This is a genomic window from Paenibacillus allorhizoplanae, assembly GCF_927798215.1.
Lineage (GTDB): Bacteria > Bacillota > Bacilli > Paenibacillales > NBRC-103111 > Paenibacillus_E > Paenibacillus_E allorhizoplanae.
Genome location: NZ_CAKMMW010000006.1, coordinates 211,169 through 223,552, shown reverse-complemented (window position 1 = coordinate 223,552; position 12,384 = coordinate 211,169). Strand labels below are relative to the sequence as shown.

Below are 12,384 nucleotides of genomic sequence, written 5' to 3'. Positions count from 1 at the left end.
GACTCCATGCTAACGTATCTCAAAAGAGTTCATATATGGCAATAATCCCGACAATCATGATGGCGAATAAAGACACCCAACTTGCAACTACGCCAGGGCGAACACCAACTTTTTCCTCTTTCGTGTACCAATGCGCTTTCCTCGCGCGGTCTTCAACATCTTTCACATGAGCCTCAAATTTTTTCTCTATATCGTATAAGTTCCACATGGTAATTCCCCCCATCCTTTGGTTGGAATTGATTTTAACATGGCAAGAAGTACCAGAGTTATCTATAATAAATGATCGTTTCGATCGAAAATAGTGATGGTTGAGGAGTGCATACAGATGGATCTTACCTTATATAAAACACTGCTCGAAGTAGCGAAATGGCAAAACTTTACGAAGGCTTCCGAAAAATTGGGATACGCTCAGTCTAGTGTGACCTCCCAAATTCAAAAGCTAGAGATCGAATACGGGGTTGAAATTTTCGAGCGCATCGATAAAAAGATGAGACCGACGCCTGCGGGGGACATTTTACTGCGATATGCAGCGAAAATTTTGAAGTTATATGAGGAATCCAAAATCAATGTAGCTGGTCAGACGACAGGAAGCTTTATGATTGGCACACACGAAACAACGCTCTTCTCCTACATGCTGCCGCCATTCCTCGGCGCTTTCAAAAAGTGCTTTCCAAACATTACAATCACCATCAATGAATTATTGGAAAATGATACGTCCCGTGCGCTGAAGGCAGGCGAATGCGATTTAGGATTCATCGTCGACAAGGAACTCAGCGATCCTGATTTAATCTATAGGACGATACAGGAAGAGGAATTTGTCATTGTGGCAGCACCTGATCACCCTTTAGCCGCGAAATCGGCTATTGTACCGGAGGATCTCAATGGCGCTGAAATTCTGATGTCCATCTCAGGAGGACGCTGCCGGAAATTATTTGAAACGATGCTGCGTAAGCATAATGTGCAGTATACACTCACCTATGAGATCAACAACTATGAAACGATCAAGAAATGCGCCATGCATGGGCTCGGCCTTTGCTTACTGCCAAAAACGACCGTAACGACGGAAACACAAAACGGGCAGTTAGCGATATTACCGCTGAACTACCCGAATTTTAAATTGAATGTGCAATTATGTTATCATGCCAAAAGACAATTATCTGTACCTTTGACAAACTTCATCCAGCTCATGTGTGAAACTACTCCACACGAACGGCTTTCTCTTGGGCAATCAAGCACAATTCAGCCGCTTTGAACGTATGTGCTTGTGTCATCGCATTTTCTGTACCATGAATGCAATCCAAAATCAACTGGCCGAAGAAAGGAAAGCCTACTTGTCCATGCAGACTGTAGTGCTTTTCTCCTTGTTGGTTGACTAGATACAATTGATCCCCTTGCGGATCGCGAGCAATATCAATATATTTACGCAGCTCGATATAACCCTCAGTTCCAAGAATCAATGTGCGCCCGTCTCCCCATGTTCCTAAGCCATTAGGTGTCAGCCAGTCTACACGGAAATAATTCGTTGCTCCATTGTCTCCAATCAGTGTCGCATCGCCGAAATCTTCAAGCTCTGGATAATCCTTCGCATGATAATTCGCAACTTTACTGCTAACGACTGTCGCATCTTTACAGCCCGAATAGAAGAGGAACTGCTCGATTTGATGGCTGCCGATATCACATAGAATACCGCCATATTTATCCTTCTCGAAAAACCAATCCGGACGGCTTGAGGCATTTAAACGGTGAGGTCCTAAGCCAATAACTTGAACCACGCGACCAATCGCACCTTCTTCAATCAACTGACCTGCGAAAACCGCACTTTCCACATGAAGTCGCTCACTATAGTAAACAGCATACTTACGTCCTGTAGCTTCAACTACAGCCTTCGCAGCAGCCAGCTGGTCTAGGGAAGTAAATGGTGTTTTATCTGTGAAATAGTCCTTACCATGCTCCATCACACGAATCCCTAAAGGACCACGCTCTGAAGGTACAGCTGCGGAAGCCACAAGCTTCACTTCTGGATCATTAAGAATCTCCTCTTCAGAAGCAGCAACCTGAGCCTGTGGAAACTTCGCGACAAACGCCGCTACTTTCGCTGGGTCTTGATCGTACACCCATTTAAGCTCAGCCCCAGCTTCAAGAAGTCCGTTACTCATGCCATAAATATGACCATGATCCAACGCAATTACTGCAAAGGTAAACTCCCCTTTTTGAACAACAAGGTTCGGTTTCCCTTTTGGCGCATAATTCATGCCATCATTTTTTTGCATATTGAATTTCCCCCATGATCTTAGACATCAAGTGTTTTAAAGGAACCTGCTTCTTTACTTGATTTGGAATTTTTGATTTTCTCTTGCAAATGCTGTTCAAAAAGATCTTCATCGATCGGCAAATCAACCCAGTTGTCTGTGAATGTTGAGAGCATGATCGCATTGGAAATCATTAAGCCTTTAATACCTTCTGCTCCTGGAGCAATCAAAGGTGTGCCATGTAGAATGGCATCAACAAAGTTCTGTGTGATCCCCATGTGGCCTGTTTCTGTACCTTCAACTGGGATTTCACATTTCCAACATTCCGGTTGACCAAAGCCACCCTTGTACGTTTCATTAAATTCTCTTTCGGAAACGCGCAAACGCCAGAACGTCAATTTGCCATCTTCAACGACAATTTTACCGCGGTCGCCGGACAACTCGAAGCGATTCGTCCCTGGTGCTTCACCAGTTGTCGTCACGAACAATCCTGTTGCGCCATTTTCATACTCAACGAATGCCGTTACATCATCTTCAACTTCGATATTGCGGTGCTTCCCGAAATAACAGAATGCACGAACACGCTTCGGCATCATATCAATCGTCCACTGCCATAGGTCCAGTTGATGCGGATCTTGGTTAATAAGTACACCGCCGCCTTCTCCAGCCCAAGTTGCACGCCAGCCGCCTGAATCGTAATAGCTTTGTGATCTATACCAATTGGTAATAATCCAGTTCGTTCTGCGAATCTCACCTAATTCACCAGAAGAAACCAGATCCTTTAATTTTTTATATAGAGGATTTGTACGTTGATTGTACATCATGCTAAATACTTTACCTGAAGCTTCTGCTGCTTCATTCATTTGACGCACTTGTTTGGTATACACGCCAGCCGGCTTTTCACAAATAACATGCAGGCCTGCTTGGAAAGCGCGTACAGCTGTTTCAGGGTGATCATAGTGAGGCGTTGCGATCAAAACCCCATCAATTAAGCCAGAAGCCAGAAAATCATCAAGATTGTCAAATAGCTTGACACCTTCACCAAGATTTTCCTTTGCCCACTCTAGACGATCTGCTCGCGGTTCACAAATAGCGGTAAGAACGCCGCCCTTGACTTCATTTTTCACTAAATATTTGGCATGTCCAGTTCCCATGTTACCTAGACCAACGATACCAATCCTTACTTTCTCCACTGTACGTCACCTTTTTCTTGTCAGATTCACAATTATTAAGCACGTTTTCACTTTAGCATATTTAAGAGGAGGCATCTTGTCGCAGATTGACTACCTTATTGCGAACTTTGACAGTTACACACGATTGGGACCAAATTTACTGTACAGATGCCGGTAATTGAATACTGACTGTCGTTCCAACACCTAGCTTACTTTGATATCGGATCACACCGTGGTGCTCTTCAATAATTGTGAAACTCACCATCATACCGAGCCCTGTCCCTTTTTCCTTTGTCGTATAAAAGGGTTCACCTATCCGCGGTAGTCTGTCCTCTGAAATGCCTTGGCCTTGATCCACAAACTGCAGGTTGACCCCGTTAGCTTGATTGTGTGCTGTGATGGTCAAAATACCGCCAGATGGCATCGCTTCAATCGCATTTTTGATCACGTTGACAAAAACTTGCTTGATTTGATTCCGCTCACAATTGACAGATGAAAGAATCGTATTGGCAATCAGCATAATTTCAACATTATTCATGATGGCTTCTGTATTTAAGAGCTGTATCACTTCTTCAAGTATCGTTATAGGATCATGCGGCATGTAAGCCACCGCTTGCGGCTTGGCAAGTATGAGCAGCTCACCAAGAATTAATTCAATCCGGTTAAACTCTTCTTGCATAATATTATAATAGCGCAATTTACTTTCTTCATTGGCGTGACACATCAGCTTAACGAAGCCCTTAAGCGCCGTCAACGGGTTGCGAATCTCATGAGCAATACCAGCAGCCAATTGGCCAGCAACATGTAATTTCTCCGTTTTACGAAGCAGCTCCTCTGTTTGTTTCTGAACCGTAATATCCTGGACTGTACCGAATAAACACAACGCTCTTCCCCACTCATCATACGTAGTTTTGGCTAAGGTATGCAGAATGCGCACCTCGTCTCTAACTACGACTCTAAAAATGAGATCCATTGTCCCTTCATGTAAGGCTTTTTTAATGGCCATCTTCATTCTTAAATTATCCTCAGGGTGTATACTTTCATGAAGTACCTCAATAGGCAACGTTTGGACCGCATCTTTGCAACCAAATAACGCGTTCAATTCATCTGATACATAAACCATGTTATTAATTGTATCCCACTCATAATGGCCCAAGCCTGCTATTTCTTGAGCAATTTCCAACTTAGCTTTGCTTTGAGTCAACTCCTGCTCAATTCGTTTGTGAATGGTAATATCATGAACCAATCCACGTACGGCCATTCGGCCCCCATCTAGAACCACTCGCTCAATTTGGGAACGCAAATGACGAATATCGCCATCTTGTCGAATAATTTTGTATTCTATATCTGACATTCCAACCAATATTGCTTGCTTAATCGCGAGCGCTACTTTCTCACGGTCATCTACGACAATAGGCTCAATTGCTTTACATAAATCAATTCTTAAAGCAGGTTCTAGCCCATGTATTCGGAACATTTCGACCGACCATACAATCGAATCTTCATCCAAATCTCGTTCAAAACTGCCGAATTGACCTAAACGTTGTGCCTGTATGAACCGATCTTCAACAATCTTACGTTCTGATATATCACGCCAAATCCCTAAATTCTGAGTACGTTTACCTTGCTCGTCCAATAACCACTTGAAATTATTTTCCAACCAAACATACCAACCCTTTTTGTGAAGGAAACGACAGGTTACAATTCCTTGATCATTCGTAGCACACTCTTTTTCATTGATAAAAATGCTCTTCAGCCCATCCATATCTTCCGGGTGACAAAAAGCTAATACGCTTGCACCGTACATATCCTCCAGCTCAAATCCAAGAAGGTTTTTTACCGAGGGTGAAACATACAGCAGAATGCCATCTTCTGAAGTCAATGTAATAAGATCTTGAATATAGTTTGTGTACTTTTGATAGAGATCGTTTTCCATAGCAAAATGATTGGCAAGCATCTCTGTTTTACGAATAACAATATGTAAATTCTCACCAACGGGAAAGGCACTAACATGTATCCATTGATTGGATGGCTTTACATATTCATTGAATGAAATTTCTTTACCACTTTTGCGGGCTTGATGAAAATAACTGTAAGAAGCATGCCGAATAGCAGCAGGGAACTCAGCCCACGCCATTTTGCCAAGAAGTTCTTCAGGAGATCGGTTTAAAATACTTGCACCATAGTCGTTTGCGTATATAAAATGCCAGTTTGAATCTAGAATGATAAATCCAATGGAAGCGTTCTCTTCAAACGTGCTCATCTATTCTATACGGACCCCCTTCACCATTTCGTTATTATTATCGCTTACTTGGATGCACCTCGTAAAGAGAATATGCAAAAAAAGCAGCCCTCCCTCAATTTCGGGAAAGCTGCTTTCACATGAAAATTGACTTCGTTAATGACTTCCAACCAGCGTTCGTTCTTTCGAAATTTGACTTAAGGCTTCGCCAGCCTCATCTTCATAATTCCCTCTAATCGCCAAATCGCCAATCGCCACTATACCGACAAGCTTCCCATTATCAATGACGGGTAAGCGCCTAATTTGGTGCTGTGCCATGATCTTAGCTGCTTCATCAACAGTCGTATTAGGAGCCACGGTGGTCATCCCCTTCGTCATGACGGTTTCTACAGCCGTTGACCCTGAATGCTTCTCCGCATAACCACGAATAACAAGGTCTCGATCCGTAACGCCGCCTATGAAGGTATCCCCGTCGAGAACCCCAACAAATCCAATGTCGTGCTGTTTCATTTTCAAAGCAATCTCGAACACATTATCCAGTAAGGTAACCGTCACACAGTCTTTACTCATGATGTCCTTCACTAATTTATCTGACAATCTCATCATCCTCCTTGGTGTCCTGTTAGGCAACAAATAATTGCTACATTAGCATTCACCAAAGCACGGATAGCATTCATGCCATATAATCCAAGGCCATGGATAGGAGTAAATTCGCTGCGTTCAGCATAGATCTTTCATCTATATCGAACTTTGGGTGATGATGAGGATAAACGATGCCCGCATCCACATTACCAGCACCTACGAACATAAAGCAACCTGGCTTCTCTTGCAAATAATAGGAAAAGTCTTCTCCGGCCATAATAAGAGGAGATTCATGCACAGCCTCCTCACCAAACAAAGCGGAGCCAACTTGAAAGAAACGAGCCGCTTCGTTAACATCATTGATTACAGTCGGATAGCCTAGCTTATATTCCAACTCGTAGGTAGCTTGCGACATGTCACAAGTAGCTTGTACGATTCTCTCCATGCGCGTTCTCACTTCTTGTCTTAATTCTGGATTGAAGGTACGTACAGTTCCGTTAAGTACACTCGTTTCAGCAATGACATTGAAGCTAGTCCCTCCATGGAACGAACCTACGCTGACCACACAAGGCTCAACAGGGTCAACTTGACGGCTTACAATCGCTTGTAAGTTCACGACTAATTGTGAGGCGACGTACACGCTATCGATCGTTTGGTGAGGCAAGCCGCCATGTCCGCCTTTCCCTTGGACGCGAATCGTGAATTCATCTGGCGCGGCCATAAAAGCCCCAGATCGCGTGTACACATGACCTACGGGGAACGGTGTCCATAAGTGAACACCGAATACAGCATCTACACCATCCAGCGCGCCGTCTTTAATCATCGAGTCGGCTCCACCTGGTGAAATTTCTTCAGCATGCTGGAATAGAAACACCAAATTCCCTTTGAGCTCCGTCCGATGCATGCTTGCAACCTTAGCAATCCCAAGCAAAGTTGATGTATGTGCATCATGTCCACAGGCATGCATAATCCCGTTCTTTGTTGATGTATAGTCACAGTTCTTCTCATCCTGAATGGGGAGAGCATCCATGTCTGCACGCAGAGCTACCGTCGGTCCTTCGCCGTTGCCGCGAAGTAAACCAACAACACCATTCCCGCCTACGCCAGTACGCACTTCAATATCCCAGCTTAGCAAATGCTTCGCTACAAATTCTGCGGTCTGATATTCATGGTAGGAAAGCTCAGGATGCTGATGTAAATAACGTCTCCAGCCCACCATTTCTTCATAAATGGCTTGGAGATCTTCATGAAAATGATTCATAAGTTCATCCACCTCCTAAGGCGTGATCACCTAACTATATATCTAAAATGATCTCTTGAAACCTATTCTATCAAATATCAATCACGGTTTCATCTCTAAAGTGCCATCAAATATTAGAATTTACAGATGGCAATCGACTTGCAGAACCATTAGAAACATACTATCATGAGAAAAGAATGCATACGTACAATATGGAGGCGTTAAAATTGATTATTGAAGCAACTGGCTTAAAAGGCCTAAAAAGCGATTTGGCTCACTTGGACGAAGTAACAACTAAACTTGGTTTCGTGCGCTGGCAATGGGAATACACCCGTGCTACTTACGATTTTAAAATGGAAGATAAAGCAAGCAAAGCTGTTTACTTCTTACGTGTAAATGCACGAGTAGAAACAGGTAAGCTAGAATCTCCTTATGCGGTACTGTATCTAGAGGAAGCTTACATAGGCAAAGAAACGTTCCCACATGGCTTGGACTACAATTCTCCAATCCCAGAGAACGTACTTAAGATCTCCAAACAAAAATTAGACCAACTGCAACAATTATTAGCAGACTAGGCGAGGAATCAGCATGAATCCCCCTCGAAGAGGAACGCCGGATTTTCTGCTGCTCTTATTAACCTTTGTATTGGTCTGTTTTGGTTTAGTTATGGTGTTCAGTGCAAGCTCAATGACAAGTGCCTATCGATGGGACGACCCTTGGTTCTTTACGAGAAAGCAAATATTTGCTGTCGGGGTCGGCACCATTGGCATGTTATTTTGCATGAATATCCACTACACGAAGTTAAAGAAGCTTGTTATCCCTGCTTTCTTCTTCATTGTACTTGGCTTAATCTTCGTCGTCTTTACAAGTAAAGCGAATGGGGCGAGCAGTTGGTATTCACTTGGCAGATACGGGATACAACCGACCGAGTTTGCCAAATTAATTGTCATTCTCTACTTAGCTTCTCTGATCAGTAATAAAGAAGAGAAATTCAGAAGTTTTCGTAAGGGATTACTCCCTGCCATCTTGATCGTAGGCTTCGTGTGCAGTTTGATCCTCTTACAGCCCGATTTCGGTTCCTGTATGATTCTCTTGGCGTGCTCAGCTATTGTCATTATGGTCGGCGGGTCTAACCTCAAGCATATTTTTTATCTTGGAACTATTCTTACGATTTTTCTTGGTATTGCTATTCTCTTATACTTGTTATTAGGCGATACTGACTCTAACTTTAGGCTAAATCGGATAACTTCCTTTATGGATCCATTCGCTGACCCGCAAGGCTCAGGCTTACAAGTTGTGCAATCCTTGTACGCATTCGGTCATGGCGGACTAACTGGCGCCGGATTCGGACAAGGTATTCAGAAGCTTCACTACTTACCGGAAGCACATAACGATTTCATCTTTGCTATTATAGGCGAGGAGCTCGGATTTATTGGCAGCTCTCTCTTCCTTCTCATCTATTTAGTCTTCATTTGGCGAGGAATTCTCATTGCTGTGCGTTGTCCAGATATGTTCGGTATGTTATCCGGTGTAGGAATCATGGTCATGTTCGCTATACAAGCCTTTATTAATATCGGCGGCGTCACCAATACCATTCCACTTACAGGTGTAACGCTTCCCTTCATCTCAGCAGGCGGCTCCTCTATGATGGTCTCTCTCATCAGCATGGGGGTTATTCTCGGGATTTCTCGTGAACAATCCTACAAAGAATTACCAGCTTCACAAAAAACGCAAAAAAACCATAAAAAGAGACCCTTATCGACATAATATAACGTCGATAGGGTCTTTTTTTTGAGTCTTATTTAACTCGAAGTTGATCTTCAATTTCTTCTTCAGTAAATGCGACACCTTCTACTTTCACATTGACTTCCACAACATTTAATCCCGTCATATTTTCAACGGCTTCCCGAACGTTCTCTTGGAGATCTCTGCAAACATCTTGAATTCGGGAACCATATTTAACGATCACTCGTAAATCAATCGCTGCTTCAACTTGTCCTACCTCAACAGAAACGCCACGCTGCACATTTTTACCACTTAAACGCTTAGCTAAGCCTTCTGAAATACCACCTGACATGCCCGCGATGCCTGCTGTTTCCAAGGCGGCAAGCCCTGCAATTGTCGATACTACGTCATCAGAAATTCGAATTAAGCCGGTTTGATTGTCTTCGGACATACGGATCACTCCCTAAACTTGGTATAAATCTATTGTAATAAGAACAAAAGCTTAAAGCAAGAACTCCCTGCTTGTATCCATTTTAATTTACATTGGTACGCAAAGTAGGTATATTAAAAGAAGTGTAAAAATTTCCAATACATTAGAGTCGGAGGGTTCCCATTGAAAGGAAAATTGTTCTACATAGGCTTGTTAGTTTCGTTCATAGCAGCCGGAATCGCACATTATACGCACCAGAATACAACATTGCAATTCGTAATCGCATGTATCGCCATCGTTTTTGTGGCTGGATTCTTAGGAAAAGCAACAGAAAGCGTTGCACATTATGCAGGAGACCGCATGGGTGGGTTCCTCAATGCAACCTTCGGAAATGCAGCTGAGCTCATTATTGCTTTCTTCTTAGTCCGAGATGGGTTGTTCGAAGTCGTCAAAGCCAGTCTAACTGGTGCCATCATCGGGAACTTGTTGCTCGTACTTGGACTCAGCATATTCGCAGGCGGTTTAAAGTTCAAAGAACAATCCTTTAACGTTAAATTGGCTGCTCACAACTCGTCACTGATGATTCTAGGTGTTGTCGCACTCTTCATTCCCGCATTATTTGCCCGCGGTTTGACCACTGACGAAACATCCTCCATGAGTATGATTGTAGCTATTATCCTAATCATAGCTTATCTGCTCTGGCTGTACTTCTCCATGGTAACCCACAAAAGCGTGCTGTCGGATGAAGCCATTGAACATGGTGAGGCTCCATGGTCCAAAGGCACCTCGATTCTATTCCTCATCGTTGCGACTGCTATGGTTGCCTTTACGAGTGAATGGTTAGTAGGAACCATTGATGAAGTTAAAGATAAATTCGGTCTGTCCGACCTATTTGTCGGTGCATTCCTAATTGCTATTATCGGGAATGCTGCAGAACATAGTGCCGCGGTCATGATGGCTATGAAGAATAAAATGGGAGCAGCTGTGGAAATTGCGGTCGGAAGCTCCTTACAAATTGCTCTATTCGTTGCGCCAGTCCTAATCCTTCTCAGCTTCTTCATCAGTGGTACGCCAATGAACATTGTCTTTACCACCTATGAGATTGCAGCGATCGGCGTCGCCGTCTTCATTACCAAATCCATTACACAAGATGGATCTACGAACTGGTATGAAGGACTTCTTCTCTTGTTCGTCTATATCATCCTTGGTGTCGTATTCTTCTTAGTCTAAATACCTGCAAACAAAAAAAGTAACCCCTCGGGGTTACTTTTTATTGTTCAACGCTTCATACAGCTGCGCAAGATTACGTTCAAGCTTATTGAGAATTTGTTTGCCAGGTAATTCGGAGATCAGTCCCGCTCGAATGGCAAAATCAATTTCTCTCGATAGTCCGTACATTTGCGTATCTAATACCTCTTCGTAAAGTGGACATTGACGTGTCGTCAAGTTTTCCATCTGAACTTCGATCAGCTTTTCGATTTTATCTGCATCTTCTTGAAGAAGATTAAGCGCCTTTTGATTCATATCCAGCAATAAATCAGATGAAGACATTCCCAACTTCCCCCTATACGCAAAGTCATCCGTCCTTATATGATCTATATTAAGCGAAATTGCCGTAATATACAAGAGAAGGTACCCTCAGAGATTCTGAGAATACCTTCTCTTTATTCAAAACTACTCTTGAACGACGTTTACGCCTAGATTATGCTTTGCAAATACTTCTGCCATAGCTGTTTTCGCTTCTTCAGCATCCGGTCCGTGAACATGTAAATCATAGTTACTGGAGCTAAGTAGAGTCGTAAACAAGCCAAGGATACTTTTTACATCGATATACTTATTGTCGTATTGAAGAACGATAGATGATCTAAATTTATTAGCTGTTTGGGAAATCTCAACAATTGCTGCATTATTGGCACTTGGCATATTTCATTCCTCCATTATAGTCGCGTAATGAGTTGGTCGTCTTACTTCCTCTATGATAACTTGGAATAGGAAGGGAAAGCAACTACAAAATTTCCTGCATTCTCCATGTAAGCCCTTTATTTTGCCTTTGGAGCTAGAGCCCTCTTCACACTATTTCCTAGGAATACTAACAAGACCAATATCCCAAGCAATAAGAGCAATCTCCCCTTATACCGCTGAAAATGAAATAGATCATGCGCGATCATCGATTCCAGGAATACGATTGGAAGTTTTCCCAGTAGTGTACCCCATAAGAAATGCCGAAATTTCATTCGAGTTAGACCTGCGGAGAAATTAACAGCAGACGATGGCAATATCGGAATCAATCGTCCGATTAGTACATAGAAAAAGCCGTGCCTTTCCATCCGCTTGCTAAATTGCGTAACGATCGGAAAACGCTCCAGTTTCTTTTCCACCCAAGCATGTCCATAGTAACGTGCAAAATAAAAGGAAGCAACGGCTCCTAAGCACGACATCACATAGTTCACAAGAAATCCCATTTTTATTCCAAATATCGCAACGTTAGTACCCGCTACGAGAACAAAAGGAATAAACGGGAAGAAGGTTTGGAAGAAAATCAAACTCATTCCAATTATTTTACCGGGCCAGCCGATGTCCCTTAAATGTCCGGACAATTGCCGCATATTACTGTGTGCAAGTTTAATGCCTACAGGATTAAAGAAGAAGAAATATAGCAAGCCAACGAGCACAATAAAAATACAAATAAGCAGTCCTGTACGTTTACTTTTAAATGCCGACAAAATTCGACCATCCTCCCTTAG

Annotated in this window: 14 protein-coding genes; 4 read left to right on the top strand and 10 right to left on the bottom strand. The window is 42.9% G+C overall.

What is annotated here, in order from left to right; all coding sequences use genetic code 11:
* Nucleotides 1-19: 19 nt before the first annotated feature.
* The gene (locus L6I86_RS13245; protein ID WP_236287707.1) at nt 20-208 is read right to left on the bottom strand and encodes a hypothetical protein; all 189 of its coding nucleotides are present in this window, start codon (nt 206-208) and stop codon (nt 20-22) included.
* A 117-nt stretch (nt 209-325) separates the two neighbouring features.
* On the opposite strand from L6I86_RS13245, the gene L6I86_RS13240 reads away from it, so the two are divergent.
* A complete protein-coding gene (locus tag L6I86_RS13240) occupies nt 326-1,252 on the top strand; it encodes a LysR family transcriptional regulator (protein ID WP_236287705.1) in 927 nt (308 codons plus the stop codon).
* Here L6I86_RS13240 and L6I86_RS13235 read toward each other — a convergent pair.
* From L6I86_RS13235 to L6I86_RS13215, 5 genes are all read right to left on the bottom strand, one after another.
* The gene (locus L6I86_RS13235; protein WP_236287703.1) at nt 1,197-2,270 is read right to left on the bottom strand and encodes a Gfo/Idh/MocA family protein; all 1,074 of its coding nucleotides are present in this window, start codon (nt 2,268-2,270) and stop codon (nt 1,197-1,199) included. The genes L6I86_RS13240 and L6I86_RS13235 overlap by 56 nt on opposite strands.
* A gap of 20 nt (nt 2,271-2,290) precedes the next feature.
* Complete coding sequence (locus tag L6I86_RS13230; RefSeq protein ID WP_056612422.1) at nt 2,291-3,442, bottom strand: Gfo/Idh/MocA family protein; 1,152 nt, start codon at nt 3,440-3,442, stop codon at nt 2,291-2,293.
* A 136-nt stretch (nt 3,443-3,578) separates the two neighbouring features.
* Nucleotides 3,579-5,684 (bottom strand): PAS domain-containing sensor histidine kinase, encoded by a 2,106-nt coding sequence (locus tag L6I86_RS13225; RefSeq protein WP_236287701.1) that lies wholly within the window; start codon nt 5,682-5,684, stop codon nt 3,579-3,581.
* Nucleotides 5,685-5,819: 135 nt separating this feature from the next.
* Nucleotides 5,820-6,233, bottom strand: a complete 414-nt coding sequence (locus L6I86_RS13220) for a CBS domain-containing protein (protein ID WP_236287817.1) — start codon at nt 6,231-6,233, stop codon at nt 5,820-5,822.
* 103 nt (nt 6,234-6,336) lie between these two features.
* Nucleotides 6,337-7,506: a M20 family metallopeptidase gene (locus tag L6I86_RS13215; protein ID WP_236287699.1), complete on the bottom strand. Its 1,170-nt coding sequence runs from the start codon at nt 7,504-7,506 to the stop codon at nt 6,337-6,339.
* A 206-nt stretch (nt 7,507-7,712) separates the two neighbouring features.
* On the opposite strand from L6I86_RS13215, the gene L6I86_RS13210 reads away from it, so the two are divergent.
* Together L6I86_RS13210 and ftsW are read left to right on the top strand one after the other, a co-directional pair.
* The gene (locus L6I86_RS13210; RefSeq protein ID WP_056612435.1) at nt 7,713-8,060 is read left to right on the top strand and encodes a YugN family protein; all 348 of its coding nucleotides are present in this window, start codon (nt 7,713-7,715) and stop codon (nt 8,058-8,060) included.
* Between the two features lie 13 nt (nt 8,061-8,073).
* Entirely contained in the window at nt 8,074-9,252 is a 1,179-nt protein-coding gene (ftsW, locus tag L6I86_RS13205) for a putative lipid II flippase FtsW (protein ID WP_236287697.1), read from the top strand.
* Between the two features lie 31 nt (nt 9,253-9,283).
* Here ftsW and L6I86_RS13200 read toward each other — a convergent pair whose 3' ends face one another.
* Complete coding sequence (locus L6I86_RS13200) at nt 9,284-9,661, bottom strand: Asp23/Gls24 family envelope stress response protein (RefSeq protein ID WP_056612440.1); 378 nt, start codon at nt 9,659-9,661, stop codon at nt 9,284-9,286.
* 162 nt (nt 9,662-9,823) lie between these two features.
* On the opposite strand from L6I86_RS13200, the gene cax reads away from it, so the two are divergent.
* A complete protein-coding gene (gene cax, locus L6I86_RS13195) occupies nt 9,824-10,870 on the top strand; it encodes a calcium/proton exchanger (RefSeq protein ID WP_236287695.1) in 1,047 nt (348 codons plus the stop codon).
* A 33-nt stretch (nt 10,871-10,903) separates the two neighbouring features.
* Here cax and L6I86_RS13190 read toward each other — a convergent pair whose 3' ends face one another.
* From L6I86_RS13190 to L6I86_RS13180, 3 genes are all read right to left on the bottom strand, one after another.
* Nucleotides 10,904-11,191, bottom strand: coding sequence for an Fpa/YlaN family protein (locus tag L6I86_RS13190; protein ID WP_056612445.1), 288 nt, complete (start codon nt 11,189-11,191; stop codon nt 10,904-10,906).
* A gap of 123 nt (nt 11,192-11,314) precedes the next feature.
* The gene (locus L6I86_RS13185) at nt 11,315-11,563 is read right to left on the bottom strand and encodes an HPr family phosphocarrier protein (RefSeq protein ID WP_056612449.1); all 249 of its coding nucleotides are present in this window, start codon (nt 11,561-11,563) and stop codon (nt 11,315-11,317) included.
* Nucleotides 11,564-11,679: 116 nt separating this feature from the next.
* Entirely contained in the window at nt 11,680-12,363 is a 684-nt protein-coding gene (locus L6I86_RS13180; protein WP_235550425.1) for a TVP38/TMEM64 family protein, read from the bottom strand.
* Nucleotides 12,364-12,384 lie beyond the last annotated feature (21 nt).